Below are 16734 nucleotides of genomic sequence, written 5' to 3'. Positions count from 1 at the left end.
GGCGCACAAGGGACAACCGCGGCGACGCACCGGCTGCTTCCCAGCCTGGCGCTGCGGGCGGGGTCGAGGCTGTCCTGGGGCCCGCCTCCCGTCACCGGTCTCCGCGTGGGCCGTAGGGCTGGAGGAGCTGGTCGACGGGCGCGTAGTCGTCGGTGAGCGGCCGGGCGTCGCCCACCCAGGAGGCGAGGTCGCCGCCGGTGACGACCTTCCAGCCGGTCCCCCGGGCGTCCAGCTCTTCCTGGACCGCGCGCGGGTCGACCGGCCGGCCGGAGGCGAGCACCACCAGATTGCCGCCGTCGGCGGCGGCCGGGCCCAGGCCGATGTCGGCGGGGTCGCCGACGAGGGCGACGTGCTCGAAGACCTCGCCGAGGGTGGCCGCCTCGGCGCGCGCGAAGGCCAGATCACCGTGGTCGATGAGGTTGGCGACGTACAGGCCGTCCTTGTCCAGCACCCTGCGCACGTCGGTCAGCGCCTCCACCGTGGTGAGGTGCCAGGGCACGCTGACGCCCCCGAAGGCGTCGCCGACGACGAGGTCGCGGCTGCCGGTCTCCAGCCGCCGCAGGCCGAGCCTTCCGTCCTCCACGCGTACGTCGATACCGGTTGCGGAGCCCAGACCGAGCCGGTCGTGGTCGATGCGCACGACCCCGCCGTCGATCTCGGACACGACGCTGCGCGTTCCGGGCCGCGTGGCCGCCAGGTAGCGGGGGAAGGTGAGCCCGCCGCCGCCCAGGTGGTGGGCCGCGAGCGGCTCCTGCCCGGGAAAGGCTGCGTCGACCACCGACGCGATGGCGCGTACGTAGGCGAACTTCAGGTAGGTCGGGTCCTCGATGTCGACGTAGGAGTGGCGAAGGCCGTCCAGGACGAGCGTGCGGCCGCTGTCCCGGTCCGGGTCGGCGACGACCCGTGCGCAGTGGTATCTGGTCTCCGCGTCGCAGCCGCCGGGCGCGACCGTGGCGGCCAGGCCGCCGGCGAGGACCGCGAGCGCCAGGGCGGGTGCGCCACTCCACCCGCGCGTCCGCCACTCGACCAGCGCCGAGCCGGCCACCAGCAGCGAGCCGAGACCGATCAGGATGCCGCTGACCGGCAGGCGCGACACGAGGACGAAGCCGGTCAGGACGGTGCCGAGGATGGCGCCGGCGGTGCCGACGCCGGACAGCCGGCCCACGACCGTTCCGGTCTCGGCGAGAGTGGTGAGACGCAGCTTGGTCACGATCGGCGTCACCGCGGAGAGCAGCGCGCCCGGCACCAGGATGGTCAGCGACGCGATCGACAGCAGCGCGGGCGGCGCCCACTCCGCCGTGGTGCGCAGCACGGCGGGGGTGAGCGCCACCACCGCTCCCGACACCCCGAGCGAAGGGCCCAGGAGCCGGCGCGGGTCGACCCGGTCGGCGACGCGCCCGCCCAGCCAGGAGCCCAGCGCGATGGCGGTGAGGGCTATGCCGATCACCAGGGTGCTGGTCTCCAGGGTGAGACCGAGGTAGGGGGCCAGCAGCCGCAGGGCGGTGATCTCGACGACCAGGACCGCGGCCGAGGACCCGAACACGAGCACGGCGGCGGCGCGGGAGCCCGGACCGCGACCGCGGGGCGCGCTCCGGGCGACGGGCGGGGAAGACGATTCGGTCACATGGGACATCCTCGCACGCGCCGCACCGGCCGAACGGCCACGGCCGAAGCCCCTGTTGCCCGGTCGCCCCGGGGTTCGCGGCGGCGCACGAGCCACCGGGCGGAACCGTCGTGGCCGCCTCCCCCTCCGTACCGCGTCATGGTCCTGCCTCCTGCCCAACGGCACGGGCCCGCCGCCGTCACGCCGCGCACCGGCCCGGTCCAAGGTCCCCACCCGCACAACGCGCGCCGTACCGGCACCGGATCCGCCGCCCCGGGCCCGTACGCGAAAAGGGCCTGCTTGCCAATGCTTCCGCGCGCGCATTACTGTCGCCACGCCTTGGTGAACGGGAAATCCGGTGCGATACCGGTGCGGCCCTCGCCACTGTGATCGGGAAGTCCGGCTCCAGCCCTCGCGGGCGGCCACTGGGTCCTTCGGGGCCCGGGAAGGCGGAGCCCGGGCGGTGGTACCCGTCAGCCAGGAGACCGGCCAGGGCGCGTCAACCATCCACGAGGTGCTGGAGAGGGTCTGTCCGGTCATGCACATAGCCGAGGGCTTCCTGCCCCCCGCGCACGCGGTCGCCTGGGGCGCCGCGTCCGCCCCGTTCATCGTCCACGGAGTCCGCCGTCTCACCCGTGAGGTCAGGGAGCATCCCGGGAGCACTCTGCTCCTGGGCGCCTCCGGAGCCTTCACGTTCGTCCTGTCGGCCCTGAAGTTGCCGTCGGTGACCGGGAGTTGCTCGCACCCCACCGGCACGGGGCTGGGGGCCATCCTGTTCCGGCCGCCGATGATGGCGGTACTGGGCACCATCACGCTCCTGTTCCAGGCGCTGCTGCTCGCGCACGGCGGACTGACCACGCTGGGCGCCAACGCCTTCTCGATGGCGATCGCCGGCCCCTGGGCCGGGTACGCCCTCTACCGGCTGCTGCGGCGGTCCGGTGCGCCGCTGATGGCGGCCGTCTTCTGCGGCGCCTTCGCCGCCGACCTGTCCACCTACTGCGTCACCAGTGCGCAGCTGGCGCTGGCGTTCCCCGATCCGGTCAGCGGATTCTGGGGCGCGCTCGGCAAGTTCGGCTCCATCTTCGCCCTCACGCAGATCCCCCTCGCGGTGAGCGAGGGGCTTCTGACGGTGTTCGTGATGCGGCTGCTGGTGCAGTCCAGCCGGGGCGAGCTGACCCGGCTGGGCGTGCTGGTGTCCGGCGGGCGGGCCGGAACGAAGAAGGCGGCCGGCAGCGAGGCGGTGGCGTGATGAGCAGGAACGCGAAGATCAACGCCCTGCTGCTGCTCGCCGTGGCCGCCCTCGCGGTCCTGCCCCTGGCCCTCGGCCTCGGCGACCACAAGGAGGAGCCGTTCGCCGGCGCCGACGCCGAGGCGGAGACGGCGATCACCGAGATCGAGCCGGACTACGAGCCGTGGTTCTCCCCGCTGTACGAGCCGCCCTCCGGTGAGGTGGAGTCGGCGCTGTTCGCCCTGCAGGCCGCGCTCGGCGCGGGCGTTCTCGCCTACTACTTCGGCCTGCGCCGCGGGCGCCGCCAGGGCGAGCGGCGGGCCGGGGCGCTGCGGGAGGCGCAGCAGGGGGCCCTGCCGGAAGCGCGTCCGGAGGATGCCGGGGGCAGCGCGGGGAGCGCCGGGGAGACCGGGCCCCGGGGAGCCTGAGCCCGTGCTGCCGATCGACGCGGCGGCGCACGGCAACCGCTGGCGCCGCCGCCACCCCGTGGACAAGGCCGTGCTCGGCTTCGGCCTCACCGCACTGGCGCTGTGCCTGCCGCCCTGGCCGGGCGCGGCCCTGGTGTCCCTCACCGCGCTCGCCGTGCTGCTGGGCCCGGCGGGCGTGCCCGGCCGCAGACTGTGGCGCGCCTGCCGGGTGCCCCTGGGCTTCTGCGTGACCGGCGCGGCCACGCTGCTCGTCCAGGTCGGCGGTCCGGAGGGGCTGCTGTCCCTCGCCGACGACGGCCCGGCCCGTGCCGGGGAGCTGCTGCTGCGCACCTCGGCGGCCTCCCTGGGCGTGCTGCTGTTCGCCTTCACCACCCCGATGTCCGACCTGCTGCCCCGCCTGGTGAGGGCCGGTGTGCCCGCGCCGGTCGTGGACGTCGCCCTGGTGACGTACCGGATGAGCTTCCTGCTGCTGGATTCTGTGCGCCGCGTCCGTGAGGCGCAGGCCGCCCGGCTCGGGCACACCACCCGGGCCGCGGCCTGGCGCTCCCTGGCCTCTCTGGGCGCCACCGCGTTCGTCCGCGCCTTCGGCCGGGCCGCCCGGCTGCAGGACGGGCTCGCCGGGCGGGGTTACGACGGCGCCCTGCGGGTGCTGGTGCCCGAGGCGGGCGTCTCCGTGCGCTTCACCTCCGGCAGCGTCGCGCTCCTGGGCGCCGTGACCGCCCTCACCCTCGTCCTGGAAGGACCTCTGACATGAGCGAGCCGGCGCTCGTCGCCCTGCGGGATGCGTCCTTCTCCTACGAGGACGGGCCGCCGGTGCTCAGCGGCCTCGACTTCGAGGTGCGCGAAGGGCGCACGCTCGCCCTGCTGGGCCGCAACGGCAGCGGCAAGACCACGCTGATGCGGCTGCTGAGCGGCGGACTGCGGCCGGACGGCGGCGAGCTGGCCCTCCATGGTCGGCCCGTCGCCTACGACCGCAAGGGGCTGACCCGGCTGCGCACGACCGTCCAGCTGGTCGTGCAGGATCCCGACGACCAGCTCTTCGCCGCCTCCGTCGCCCAGGACGTCTCCTTCGGGCCGCTGAACCTGGGGCTGCCGGACGCCGAGGTGCGGGCGCGGGTCGACGAGGCGCTGGAAGCCCTGGACATCGGCCACCTGGCAGACCGTCCCACCCATCTGCTCTCCTACGGCCAGCGCAAGCGGGCCGCGATCGCGGGGGCGGTCGCGATGCGGCCGGAGGTCCTGGTCCTCGACGAGCCGACCGCGGGGCTCGACCCGGACGGCCGGGAGCGGCTGCTCGCCACGCTGGACGGGCTGTGCGAGGGCGGGACGACGGTGGTGATGGCCACGCACGACGTCGACCTCGCCCTGCTCTGGGCCGACGACGCGGCGCTGCTCACCCCGGACGGGGTCCGTACCGGGCCGGCCGCCGCGATGCTGGCCCGCACCGACCTCCTGCACCGGGCGGGGCTGCGGCTGCCCTGGGGCATCGCGGTGGAGCGGCTGCTGCGGGCGCGGGGCCTGGCCTCCGGCGCCGCCGCGGGCCCGCGCACCCCGGAGGAGCTGGCGGCGCTCGCGCACGCCCACGCCGACGGTCCCGGCCCCGCCCCGGCGGCCGGCGCCTGACGAGCACGGGCGCGGGCACGGGCACGAGCGCGGGCGCGGCGGCGCGAGGGGAACGGCCCGCGGCGCACCGGGAATTCGGCGGCGCCCGCGGCGGCCCCGGCCGTTCGCGGGGCGAGCGGGACCTTGCTACCGTGAACCGTGCTGGCTCGACGCGGCGCGGGGAATGTATGATCCGGGCGAATACTCAACGCGCGGGAAACAGGCCGCGCGGGCCTCGGGCGGGAAAGTGGGGAATTCTCCGGACGGCAGCGAATTCCCCTTGCTTATGCAATGCCCGGTCGACGCAGTCATTCGCGGGCCGTCGTCACGCAGGGCTCCACATCCCCGAAAAATCGCGCCATCGAACACAGCAGCCGGCAGGACGACCATGACTGAGTTGGACACCATCACGAATCCGTCCGATCCCGCGGTACAGCGGATCATCGACGTCACCAAGCCTTCCCGATCCAGCATAAAGACGACGCTGATCGAGGACACCGAGCCCCTCGTGCACTGCATCACGGCAGGTGTGGAGTTCATCGAGGTCTACGGCAGCGACGGCACGCCCTTCCCGCCCGAGTTGCTGGAGCTGTGCCGGCGGCAGGACGTACCGGTCCGCCTCATCGAATCGTCGATCGTCAACAAGCTGTTCAAGGGGGAGAGGAAGGCCAAGGCGTTCGGCATCGCCCGTGTCCCCCGCCCGGCGCGGTTCAGCGACATCGAGAGCCGGAACGGAGATGTCGTCGTCCTCGACGGGGTGAAGATCGTCGGGAACATCGGCGCGATAGTGCGGACGTCGCTGGCGCTCGGGGCCTCGGGGATCGTCCTGGTCGACAGCGATATCACCAGCATCGCGGACCGGCGTCTGCAGAGGGCCAGCCGGGGCTACGTCTTCTCGCTCCCCGTCGTCCTCTCCGGCCGCGAGGAGGCCATCGACTTCATCCGGGGCAGCGGAATGCGGATGATGACGCTCAGCGCGGGAGGCGATCTCTCCGTCAGGGAGCTCGGGGAAATCCCCGATCGGCTGGCCCTGCTGTTCGGCAGCGAGAAGGGCGGACCTTCCGAGCTTTTCGAGAAGGCGTCCTCCGCCTCGGTCTCGATTCCCATGGCCGGCACGACCGAGTCCCTCAACGTGTCCGTCTCCCTCGGTATCGCGCTGCACGAGAGGATTCACCGGAATCTCGCGGCCGGCCGGTAGCCGGCAAGCGCCTCCGCTTCCCGGGCACCCGGCCGCCCGGCCCCGTCCCCTCGGTGGTGACCACTGACGGGACGGGGCCGGTGGGTGGACGACCTCGGTTTTCACGCGGAGCCGCTCAGGTCGACGAGACGCACGGGCTCCGACAGCACCGCGCGGGCGCCGTCGAAGTCGGCCAGGCGTGCCGCGACCGTGGCGGCGGCGAGGCGTTCGGGGAGGGCCGCGGAGAACTTCAGCCCGCGTACGGCCCGGGGGTCCACGTCGGGCAGGACGAGGTTGTCGCCGACGCTTTCGCGGGCCGCGCTCCAGTCGGCCGGTGTGAGGTCCTCGCGCAGGCGCAGCCAGCAGTCGGTGGGGCGCTGCAGGGGGTCGGCGACCGGCCGGAGCGTGGCCGCGAGGGTGGCGTTGGCGCGGTAGCCGGCCCAGGTCCACCAGCGCACGTCGCCGCCGGAGCGGGTGATCAGGGTGCCGCCCGGGTGCACGGTGCCGGGGGCGTCGGTCTCGCGCTGCCCGGCCAGGCGCGCCGAGGCGCGCCTGGTGAGGGCGACGGGCGGGTCCGCGCCCAGCAGCACCTCGCGCATGGCGCGGGTGAGGGCGTACGACAGTCCGGCGATGCCGCCGTTCGTCCACTTGGCGACGCCGCCGCCGTCGGCGGGTTCGACGAAGACGCGCTTGCGCTTCCAGTCGGTGTAGGTGACCTGCCAGCTCCGCCCGCCGAGCAGCAGGCGTCGCGGGCCGGGGCGTTCCTCGGTGAGCACGCTCGGGTCGGTGCGGCCGATCTCGGTGCGCCCGGACAGCACGGTGAACTGCGGCGGCGCGGTGAAGGACGCGGTGAGTTCGATGAAGTGCCGCCTGCCGAAGCGGCGTTCCGCCTCGGGGCCGACGAACAGCATGCCGCCGTCGCTGTCGAGGAAGCCCTCCTCGGTGAGGTGGCGCAGGATCGGGGCGGCGGACCGGTCGAAGGGGGCCAGGCCGTTCCACTGCCGTTCCCACAGCCGGTCGCCGAGTCTGTGCTGCTGCAGGGTGGCGGCGAGGAGTTGCTGGGCCACCAGATGGCGCGGCTCGGGGGGCGGGAGGACCGGTTCGACCCAGCCGCGCGACCACAGCAGCAGCAGTCCCGCCGCCTGCAGCAGGGTGTCCTCGTGCGTGGTGAGGAACAGGCAGTTGCGCACGGTGCCGGGGCGTCGGCCGGTGCGGCCGACGCGCTGCAGGAAGGAGGCGACGGAGGCCGGCGAGTCGATCTGTACGACGCGGTCCAGGTCGCCGACGTCGATGCCGAGTTCGAGGGTGGAGGTGGAGACGATGACGCAGTCGCGTGCTTCGGCGAACGCCTGCTCCGAGCGGGTGCGTTCGTCGACGGAGAGGGAGGCGTGGGAGAGGAAGACGGTCACCTCGCGGGCGCGGAGCGCGGCGCCCAGTTCCTCGACCCGGCGGCGCGAGTCGCAGAAGACCAGGCGCTTCTCCCCGCGGTGCAGGGCGGCGATGAGCTTGGCGGCGTTGTCGAGGGAGCCGACGTAGTCGAGTTCCACCTCGCCGGCGGGTCTGACGGGCGCGGGGCTGGCGTGCGGCGCCTCGGTGGCCCGCTCCCCGTGTCCGGCCGCGCCGGTGGCGGGCGGGTGGGCGCCCGGGGCGACGACCTGCCCGGTGCGGCTCCCGGCAGCGGCCCCTTGCAGCCAGCGCAGCAGTTGCCCGGGGTTGCCGACGGTGGCCGAGAGCCCGACGCGCTGGATGGGCCGGCCGGTGACCCGCTCAAGCCGTTCGAGTACGGCGAGCAGGTGCCAGCCCCGGTCGTCGCCCGCGAAGGCGTGCACCTCGTCGACGACGACGGCCCGTACGCTCCCCAGCAGCCGCGCGTGGTCGGTCCTGATCCCGATCAGCATCGCCTCGAGCGATTCGGGCGTGGTCAGCAGGATGTCCGGCGCCTCGGTCCGGATGCGCTGCCGCCGCGACTCCCTGGTGTCGCCGTGCCAGAGGGCGGCGCGCCGTCCCAGCCACTGGGCGTAGGTGTCGACGCGGCCGATCAGGTTGTTGAGGAGCGCCTTGAGGGGGCACAGGTACAGCACAGAGGTGCCGGTCCACCGTTGCGCGGCCATCGCCGACAGCAGCGGGAAGCAGGCCGCCTCGGTCTTGCCGCCGGCCGTCGGGGCCAGCAGGACGGCGTCCTCGCCGTCCATGAGCGGGGCGATCGCCGCCCGCTGGAGGGGGCGCAGGTCGGGCCAGCCGAGGGTGTTGACGATGTGGTGCAGGACGACGGGGTCGAGCCGGTCGAGTACACCGCCCTCCTCCCCGGCCGGGCTGCCGGCGTCCGGCATCACAGCTCCAGGTCGATGTCGTCGGCGGACGCGGGGCCGCCGTCGGCCGTGGCAGCCAGGTTCCGCTCCACGTCGGTGAGTTCGCCGCTCGTGACGGTCAGCCTGTAGTGCTGCCGGGGGTCGAAGTCGCCGAACTGGTCCACGCGGTCGAGCACGTCCCCCACCAGCTTCTTCAGGAACAGCCGGGGGGCCACCCCGACCTTTCCGCCCAGCGCTCCGCCGACGGCCCGCGCGAGGTCCGCGACGTAGGCGTCGTCGACGACCGTCCGCACCCGCTCGGGCGAGGCGGCGGCGTCGGCGTACAGGTCGCGGATGGTGGAGCCGAGACCGGTCAGGGACCCCTGGGTGAAGCCGGGCAGCCGGATCTGCACGGCGCGGGGGTTGTCGAAGCGCGGGTCGGTGGTGAAGTCGGTGGCGAGCCGCTGGGCGAGCGGGGCCAGGCGCTGGACGCCCTGTTGGCCGTCGTAGAAGGCCGGGGTGCCGGTGATGACGAGGTACAGACCGGGGAAGCGGCCGGAGTGCACCTCGTCGATGAGCTGCCGCAGCGCGTTGAGCGCCTTGTCACGGGCATCGGAGCGGACCCGCTGCAGCGTCTCCACCTCGTCCAGGACGACGAAGAGCCCGGTGTGCCCGGAGTCGCGCAGCACGGTGAGCAGGCCCTGCAGGAAGCCCAGCGCGCCGAAGTGGTCGAGGTCGCCGCGCACCCCGGCGGACCGGCGGGCGGAGGCCGCGACGTGCGGCTGGCCGCCGAGCCACGCCAGCACGGCCGCGGCCCTCGCCTCGTCGCCGTCGGCGAGGGCGGCACGGTAGCCGCGCAGGGCGGTGGCGAAGGACGGGGCGTGCCGGGAGACCTCGGCGAGCCGCGCCACGAGCAGCTTCTCCACCTCGCCGGGCAGCTCGTCCTCGGTCGCGCCGGCCGCGAGGGCGTCCTCCTCCAGGGCGTAGAACCAGGCGTCGACGACCGGGCGCAGGGCGCTGGGCGGGAAGCTGGAGGTGGCAAGGCGTTCGGTCAGCCGCCGGTAGACGGTCTCCAGCCGGTGCAGCGGGGTCTCGTTCTCGGAGATCTGGATCTCGGCCACGGCGAAGTTGCGGCGCTTGGCCCGCTCCCCCAGCCAGCGGGTGAAGAACGTCTTGCCGGATCCGTACTCACCGCGCACGGCCTTGAACACCGACCCGCCGGACGCGACGGCGTCCAGTTCCGCGTCGAGGGCCGCCTCGAACCGGTCGAGCCCGGTGGCGAGCAGGTCGAGTCCGCTCTCGGGCACGGCCCCGCGGCGCAGGGCGTCGACGACGGTACGGCGGCGGGCGGCCGAGACGGGGGCGGGGCGCTTGGATCCGGCGGTGCTCACGGTGACCAGTGTTTCATTTCCGAGCGTGCCGGCACACGGGAGCGGGAACGCTCCCGCGAGCGGCCCGCGGCCGGGCCACCGTCCGCCCGGGCACGGCGGACGCCTTCCGGGCCCGGGCGGACGGCCATGGACGGCGGCACCGGCCGTCAGGCCGGGCCCAGGGCGAACTGTTCGCGCAGCAGGGCCTCGTGGAGGCGCAGGGTGCGCCCGTCGGGCAGGGTCTCCAGGACCTGTACGCCGTCGTAGTTGAGGAGTTGCCGCAGGACGGCGGCGAAGCCGTCGCCGCGGGTGGTGGGCATGCCCGCGCGCTGGGCGAGAGCGGTCGCGGGCAGGGTGCCGCCCGCCTCCAGCAGGGCGGCGAGCGCCTTGCGGACCTGCTCCTGCTGCGGTTTGCGGGCCAATCCGCCGAGTTGCGCCCGGTACGCCTCGGAGTCGAGCAGTGCCGTCACCAGCGCCTCGGTGCGGGAGACGGGGGCCGGGGTGAGGAGGGCGTCGTCGCCTCCGGCGGTCGGGCCCACGTCGAAGAGCGCCTGGTGGGTCCGCGCGAGTTCGGCCTGCTTCCTCTGGGCCTTCGCCGTCGTTCTCCCGGGGGCCGCGGAAGTGGCGGCCTGCGGCCGGCCGGTGCGGTCGTCCGGCGCCGCTTTCCCGGTCTCCCGCGGGGCCCACCAAGCGGGGCGCTGGTCGCCCAGCTCCCGCCAGCCCCTGGGCGGTTCCGCGCCGAGCCGCAGGAAGGCGAGCACCGGGATGGCGACCTCGGCGGGGGATGCCCCGCCGTGGTAGCCGGCCCTGAGGGCGGTGTAGCGGGAGTCGGCGTCCCACAGGGCGACGACGGACGCGCCCGGTTCGGGCCACACCACGCGCGGCCCGGACAGGACGGTCTCCCGTTCGGCTGTGGGGCCGCCAGGCAGGCGGTGGCGGGCGGACGCGGGGTCGGTGGTGGGGGCGACCTTCGTGCCGTGCCGGTCGACGACGTGGCCGTGGTCGCTGGTGACGATGACCGCCATGCCCTGGGTGGCCGCCGCCCGCAGCAGGTCGCGCAGGCCTGGCACGTCGTCGACGCGCCAGGCGCCGTCGCCGAGCTTCTGCTCCTTGGCGAGCCGGTCGTCGATGGCGTTGAGGACGACGGCGACATGGGTCCTGCCGTCGGCCAGCGCCTCGGTGAGCGCCGGGCCGAAGGTCTCGCCCGCGGTCTCGGTACGCAGGTCGTCCTTGTGGAACACCGCTGCCGGGGCTCCGCCCCACAGCTTCAGCGCGGGGAGGAGCCGCTTCTCGTCGGCCTGGGTGCCCTTGATCAGCCTGCCGGTGAGGAGCGAGGTGCGGGAGACGGCCGTCACCGTGGGCAGGGCGGCGGCCATGGCCCGCCGGGTCGGCGGGCCGCCCTCGGGCAGCGGGTCGAACTCCGCCCAGGAGTCGCGCAGTTCCTCGGCGAGTTCGTTCGCGATGGCCGCGCTCATGCCGTCGAGCACCAGCAGCAGCACCCGTCGTGTCTCCCCGCGCCGGACGACCGGTCCGACCACGCGTTCGAGGAAGGTCTCGACGGTGAGCATGGAGCCGGGCTGGGTGCCGGCCTGCGTCCAGGAGGCCAGCGACCGGGCGAAGGAGGCGTCGATCAGCCGGCGCCGTTCCCTGACGCGGGCGCCGAGGGTGTCGTAGGCGGCCTTGAGTACGGGGTCGGGGTCGCCGCCGGCCTCGATGTGCTCCAGGGCGCAGTCGGCCCAGCCGGTCTCGGCGACGTGCCGCTGTATGGCGTCGGCGACGGTGGGTGCGTCGGCGGGCGGGTCGGTGGCCAGCCAGCGGGCCAGGCGCTGTCCCATGCGGGCGCGTTCGATGCGGGCGGCCTCCTCCGGTTCGGTGGCCAGCCGGTGTTCCTCCAGGCGGCGTACGGCGTCCGCCGCCGCGGCCGTGTCGCCCGCCGCGAGGGCGCGGCCGACGGCGGTGAAGCGTGCTTCCAGGCCGCCGCGCAGGACGGGGCCGGCCTCTGCGGCCTGCTCGGCGCCGAACCGGCGGGCCAGGGCGTCCGCCCGGTCGAGCACGGTGCCGATGGTACGGCGTGCCTCGCGGGCCTGGTCGGCGTCCGCGCCGCCGGTGCGGTGTCCGGCCGCCAGCAGCCCGGTGACGTACTCCTCGGCTGCCCGGCCGAAGACGGTCACCAGGGCGTCGAGTTGGTCGCCGGCCGCCGGGGGCTGCTCGCCGAAGTAGCGTTCGGCCCGGCCCCGGGCGCGGTAGGTCTCGGGGGTGGGTTCGGCGTGCTGCCACAGGGCCGCGCACACCAGGCCGAAGGCGACGGCGTCCGCGCCGCGCCCGGCCTCGGCGAGGGCGAGCAGGGCGCGTCCGGCCAGGCCCGCCTGGTCCTCCTCGGCGAGGAAGGCGGCCAGTCCGGCACGTTCGGGGCCGCGCAGGGCCAGGAGGCGTTCGGGGGCGCCGGGCCGGGTCGACCAGTGCAGCAGGGCCTGGGCGTCGAGCCGGTCGTCGCCCGGGCGGCGCCGGCCGCCCTCGGTGTCGTAGCGGCCCAGGCGCAGGCGGCGCTGGGCGAGCGCGGTGAGGGCGTGCTGCCGCGACAGCCAGCCGCCGGGCACCGGCGGCCAGCCGCCCGCGGTGGGCGGGGTGGCGTCCAGGAGTGCCTCGGCGGCCCAGTCCGCGTCCCTGAGCCGGGGGTCCGTCTGCCGGGCGCCGAACGCCTCGCGGACGACGTCCCAGCCGTCGACCGTGTCGATGCGCTGCTTGTGGACTCGGGCGAGGACGGCCGGGTCGAGTTCGTTCTGCTCGCGGTCGGTGAGGACGACCAGGACGGCGGGGCCTTCGCGGCGGCCCGCCAGGTGGTCGAGGACGAGTTCGTGGACGGCCAGCGGGGAGGGCGCCGCCGCGACCCCGGCCGTGCGGCCCTCGCCCCAGGCCGGCTCGGCGGGGCCCTCCCACCGGGGCTCGGAACGCAGCAGCACGACCCGCCGCCTGCCCCCGCCGCCGCCCGTCAGGGAGGCGGTGAGGGAGGACTGCGAGGACAGGTACTGGGTGACGGTCGCGGTGTTCAGCCGGACGGCTCCGGGGACGGCGACAGTGGTGTCCGTCATTCGACGACCCGCCAGGTGATCTCGATGGTGGCTTCGGGGTTGCGGGCGGCCAGTTCGGCCAGTTCCGCCCGGAGGTCGGCCGCGGCCCGGGCCGCGGTGGTGCGGCGGCCCCCGGACTTCCCCGCCCCGCCGCCCGCCCCGGCGCCGCCCGCCGGGGCGGGCGTCTCCTGCGGCTGGGTGTAGGAGATGCGCGGGTCGCTGGTCGGCGTGTCCAGGGACTGGCCGTCGGCCGCGGAGGCCGGCGCCGCGGCGGGCGCGTGCGGCGGGGTGGCGACGGCCTGGCGGCGCTTGACCAGGGCGACGACCTCGCGCTGGGTGCGGGCCAGGGCCTCGCGCAGGTCGGCGGTGCGCTGGTCGTCGCGGGCGACGTTGCGCAGCGAGTCCAGCAGCGCCTCGCCCTCGGGGCCGAGCCCGGCGGCGAGTTCCAGGGTGGTCCAGGGTGCGGAGGCGACGGCCTCGGCGACGACGCGGGCCTTCTTGATGGATGTGCCGTACCGGTCGGCGCTGGTCCCGCCCAGGTCGAAGGTGGCCAGCGCCTCCACCGTCCGCTTCGCCCCGGCCGCGCCCTTGCCGGCCTCGGCCGTGAGGGTGTCCAGCAGTTCCAGGGCGCGGCGGGCGAGGGCGAGCCGTCCGGTCTCGGCGGTCTGGTCGAGGCCGAGGAAGACGGCGTGGGCCTCCAGCTGGTGCACCAGGTCGGCCGCGTGGTCGCGGTGGGCGCGGGCGGCGCCGATGATCTGGTGGGCGAACTGGTTGACCATCCGGCCGCGCCGCAGGGCGGGCGGTTTCTCCCCGAAGACGGTCTCGAAGCGCTGCCGCGCGGCCTCCCAGTCGGACTCGGCGGGCAGCGGCTGGCTGCGCAGCCCGTCGTGGTCCTTGATCGCGTTCAGTTCGGGCGCGGGGTCCAGGACGGTGCCGCCGCGCACCCACACCCGGTCGTCCATCTCGGCGAAGGCGGCGACGACGAGCCGGACCAGGAAGTCGGGCAGGCCGCGCGGGTCGGGCTCGTCCGTCCAGTCGGCCAGTTTCACCAGGGACAGGTCCCCGGTGACGCCCCGGGAGCGGGCGAGTTTGCGGAAGTGGTCGGCCCAGTAGCGGGACAGCTCGAAGTACGCCTCCTTCTGCTGCCCCAGGCGCAGGGGCCCGGCGACGCGCTGCATGAGCCCGCGGTCGCCGGCCGGGACCTCCACCCGCCCGTCGCGCGCCTCGGCGGCGGCCCGGACGTGGGCGAACACCCTCCTGGTGTCGGCGGGCCTGACGGCGGTACCGGTCTCCTCGGGGTCGAGGTCGGGGTGGGCCGGGTACTGGTGGGCGAGCAGCTTGCCGGCGACGTGCCGGATGCCGTCGTACATGTTCTGCCCGAAGGACAGGGTCAGGTCGTCCACGTCCGGCAGGGCGGCCAGGTGGTCGTCGAAGTCGGGCACCACGTCGGCGGCCTGCTTCCGGGCGAGCCCGTAGGCCTGCTTGAAGGCGCCCCTGACCTGCTTGAGCAGGGCCTCGCGCTGGGTCTCCAGCAGGCCCTTGGCGCGGCTGCGGTTGTCGGCGTTGAGGTGGCCGGCGTACTGGGTGTCGAAGCGGTGCTCGTCGGCGAGGGCCTTGTCGATGACGACCAGGCGCCGGAAGTCGGCGAAGCGCTGCGCGGACAGGTGCGCGGGCAGCCAGGCGACGGTGCGGGACCGCTCGCCCTGCTGCCGCTCGCGCAGCCGCTGGATGCGGTTGGCGTCCTCGACCGGACCCCACTCGCCCTCGTCGAAGGGGAGGTCTATGGCGATGCGCCACAGACCGTCCTGCTGCGGCATCAGGTCGTGGTCGGGCAGCTCGTCCTCGTCGGCGACGTTGCCGAAGACGACCTCGGCGGTACGGGCGGTGCCGCGCCAGGTGAAGCCGAGCTGGTCGCTCAACTGGCCGTGTTCGACGCCCAGTTCCTCCGACAGCAGGCGCCGGGCGAGTGCGGCCCGGTTGCCGGGGTTGTCGTTGACCTGGGCGTTGGCGATGACGGAGTCCACGTCGACGCCGGACAGCTCCAGCCGCACGCCGGGGTTGGCCTCGGTGCCGGTCTCCTTGATCTCGGGGAACCGGGCGGCCCACTCGGCGACCTTGTTCTTGATGATGCCGACCTCGGCGCCCGGGATGGGGGCGAGGACCGAGCCGTGGTTGAGCGCGCCGAGCCGCCGGATGGTCAGCTCCGACAGCGCCGGCACGCTGGGCGCGAGCGCCGACAGCAGCAGGGTGCACACCAGCCGGTTGTCGCCGGTGAACATCCGGCAGCCGGCCAGCCGCCTGGGGTCGGTGATGGACTCGGGCCGGTTGCGGTACTGCTCGACGTCGTCCTCGGTGATGTCGTAGGAGCTGAGCAGATAGGGCCGCAGCTTGGTCCTGTAGAGCTTGTCGGCGGCCTCGAAGACGACCTTGAGGCTGTCGGTGAACGGCTTGTCGCCGCCCTCGGCGATCACCGGGTAGAGGTCGCCGACGGGGACGAGCTGCCCGAGGCGGATCTCGTTGCGGTGGTCGGCCAGGAGCTGGCCCATCAGCTTCAGGCCGGTGCGGGAGCGCTGGAGCGCGGAGGAGATGTGGACGAGGGTGTCCATGAAGGCGGGCGAGAAGGGGTACGTCAGCCGGAACGACTCCTCGTCCGCCCCGGTGGTGCCCTTGTCGGAGCCCAGGAGGGTGTCCCAGACCTGCGCGCCGGCCTTCTTGGTCTGCGCGAACGCCTCGTCGACCAGCCTGGCCGCCTCGGCGTCCCTGGGCTTCAGCAGGCGGGCGTGGGCGATCTGCGGAAGGTTGCGGTCCTCCAGGGTGATCTTGTCGAACCGGCCGGAGGCCAGGTTCAGGGTGTCCTGGATGGACGACTCGGCCGCGCCGGACACCTCCTCGCCGACCAGCTCGCGCAGGTCGCGCTGGCGGGCGATGAACGACACCACGGGGATGGCGCGGCGGGCGTCGCCGCCCTCCACGAAGTTCGTGATCTTGCTGGCCTCGCGGGCCACGAACTTCTGGTCGTGGATGAGGGTGGCCAGCCACAGGATCAGCTCGTCCATGAACAGGATCAGGCCGTCGTAGCCGAGCGACTTGGCGTGCTCGGCGATCACGGACAGGCCGGCGTCCAGGGAGACGAATCCGTGCTCGTCCTCGGCGGCGTTCCTGGCGAAGCCGGGCAGGAGGTTGGTGCTCGCGTCGTTGACCAGCTTGGCGCGCAGCTCGGCCGGGGTGGAGGGGTTGAGGAGGTTGAGCGGGACGCCCGCCTCATGGTCCTCCTCGGCGGCGAGCGCGGTGTCCAGCAGTCGCGGGGTCCAGGCGAAGCCCTCGCCCCACTCGTCCTCCTCGCCGCCGTCCATGCCGCTGCCCCCCAGGCCCCGGATGACGGCCTCGTCGCCGATGTTGGCGCGCATGGCGCGGATGTCGTCGAAGAGGGAGTCGGTCCGGTACACCTGCGGGGTCGGGGCGTCCGGGTGCAGCTTCTTGACGTGGTGCACATAGCCGCCGAGGACACGCTGCTCCAGGGCCTTCGCGCCGAGCATGTGGTACGGCACCAGCAGGAACCTCCTGCCGTCCGTGCTCAGCCACTCGTGCCGGGTCAGCACCGGGTCGAACTCGGTGCGGGCGCGGGCGGCCGGGTCGCCGCTGAGCAGTGCGTAGAGGACGGCCATGAAGTGCGACTTGCCGGAACCGAACGAGCCGTGCAGATACGCCGCCTTGGAGCGGTGGCCGTCCAGCGCGGACTTGATGAGGGCCAGCGCCTCGTCGAAGTTCTCCAGCAGCCGCTCGGTGACGACGTAGTCCCTGAGCGCGTGCCGGGCACCCTCGGGCGTCGTCGCCTCGGCGAGGGACAGCACGAAGTCCGAGGTGGAGATGGACTCCTTGATGTCGATGACATCGCGGAGGAGGGGCTGCTGGGCCATCGGGTTTTCTCGCTCTCCTTGCGGACGTGCGGTGTGCGGCTCTGCGGTGTGCG

At 74.3% G+C, this 16734-nt stretch carries 10 protein-coding genes and 1 riboswitch; of the genes, 5 read left to right on the top strand and 5 right to left on the bottom strand.

The genetic code is table 11. The annotated features are described in order from the left end of the window. Positions 1-91: 91 nt before the first annotated feature. On the bottom strand, positions 92-1633 hold the full coding sequence (locus ACW69E_RS22185; protein ID WP_457500033.1) for a fused MFS/spermidine synthase: 1542 nt from the start codon (positions 1631-1633) through the stop codon (positions 92-94). A 293-nt stretch (positions 1634-1926) separates the two neighbouring features. Next, positions 1927-2111, top strand: a riboswitch (cobalamin riboswitch). 30 nt (positions 2112-2141) lie between these two features. On the opposite strand from ACW69E_RS22185, the gene ACW69E_RS22180 reads away from it, so the two are divergent. The 5 genes from ACW69E_RS22180 (at position 2142) to nshR (ending at position 6059) form a co-directional block, all read left to right on the top strand. Then, positions 2142-2852, top strand: coding sequence for an energy-coupling factor ABC transporter permease (locus ACW69E_RS22180; RefSeq protein ID WP_457500067.1), 711 nt, complete (start codon positions 2142-2144; stop codon positions 2850-2852). Then, positions 2852-3259 carry an energy-coupling factor ABC transporter substrate-binding protein gene (locus tag ACW69E_RS22175; protein ID WP_457500032.1) on the top strand — a complete coding sequence of 136 codons (408 nt, stop codon included), beginning with the start codon at positions 2852-2854 and terminating at the stop codon, positions 3257-3259. The genes ACW69E_RS22180 and ACW69E_RS22175 overlap by 1 nt, the downstream gene beginning before the upstream one ends. A 4-nt stretch (positions 3260-3263) precedes the next feature. Further along, positions 3264-4013 (top strand): cobalt ECF transporter T component CbiQ, encoded by a 750-nt coding sequence (gene cbiQ / locus ACW69E_RS22170; RefSeq protein ID WP_457500031.1) that lies wholly within the window; start codon positions 3264-3266, stop codon positions 4011-4013. Further along, a complete protein-coding gene (locus ACW69E_RS22165; RefSeq protein WP_457500030.1) occupies positions 4010-4882 on the top strand; it encodes an energy-coupling factor ABC transporter ATP-binding protein in 873 nt (290 codons plus the stop codon). The genes cbiQ and ACW69E_RS22165 overlap by 4 nt, the downstream gene beginning before the upstream one ends. A gap of 367 nt (positions 4883-5249) precedes the next feature. After that, a complete protein-coding gene (gene nshR / locus ACW69E_RS22160) occupies positions 5250-6059 on the top strand; it encodes an NshR/TsnR family 23S rRNA methyltransferase (protein ID WP_457500029.1) in 810 nt (269 codons plus the stop codon). Between the two features lie 101 nt (positions 6060-6160). Here the strand turns inward: nshR and ACW69E_RS22155 are convergent, their stop codons facing one another. From ACW69E_RS22155 to pglY, 4 genes are all read right to left on the bottom strand, one after another. Further along, positions 6161-8368, bottom strand: coding sequence for a DEAD/DEAH box helicase (locus ACW69E_RS22155; protein WP_457500028.1), 2208 nt, complete (start codon positions 8366-8368; stop codon positions 6161-6163). Then, on the bottom strand, positions 8368-9717 hold the full coding sequence (brxD, locus tag ACW69E_RS22150; protein ID WP_457500027.1) for a BREX system ATP-binding protein BrxD: 1350 nt from the start codon (positions 9715-9717) through the stop codon (positions 8368-8370). The genes ACW69E_RS22155 and brxD overlap by 1 nt, the downstream gene beginning before the upstream one ends. 146 nt (positions 9718-9863) lie before the next feature. After that, positions 9864-12785: a BREX-2 system phosphatase PglZ gene (gene pglZ / locus ACW69E_RS22145; RefSeq protein WP_457500026.1), complete on the bottom strand. Its 2922-nt coding sequence runs from the start codon at positions 12783-12785 to the stop codon at positions 9864-9866. Then, on the bottom strand, positions 12782-16681 hold the full coding sequence (gene pglY / locus ACW69E_RS22140; RefSeq protein WP_457500025.1) for a BREX-2 system ATPase PglY: 3900 nt from the start codon (positions 16679-16681) through the stop codon (positions 12782-12784). Before pglY ends, pglZ begins: the two co-directional genes overlap by 4 nt. Between the last annotated feature and the right edge of the window lie 53 nt (positions 16682-16734).

This window comes from Streptomyces sp. SS8, assembly GCF_054072955.1.
Note: the sequence above shows the minus strand (reverse complement) of the source record. Positions and strands in the feature narration are given on the sequence as shown.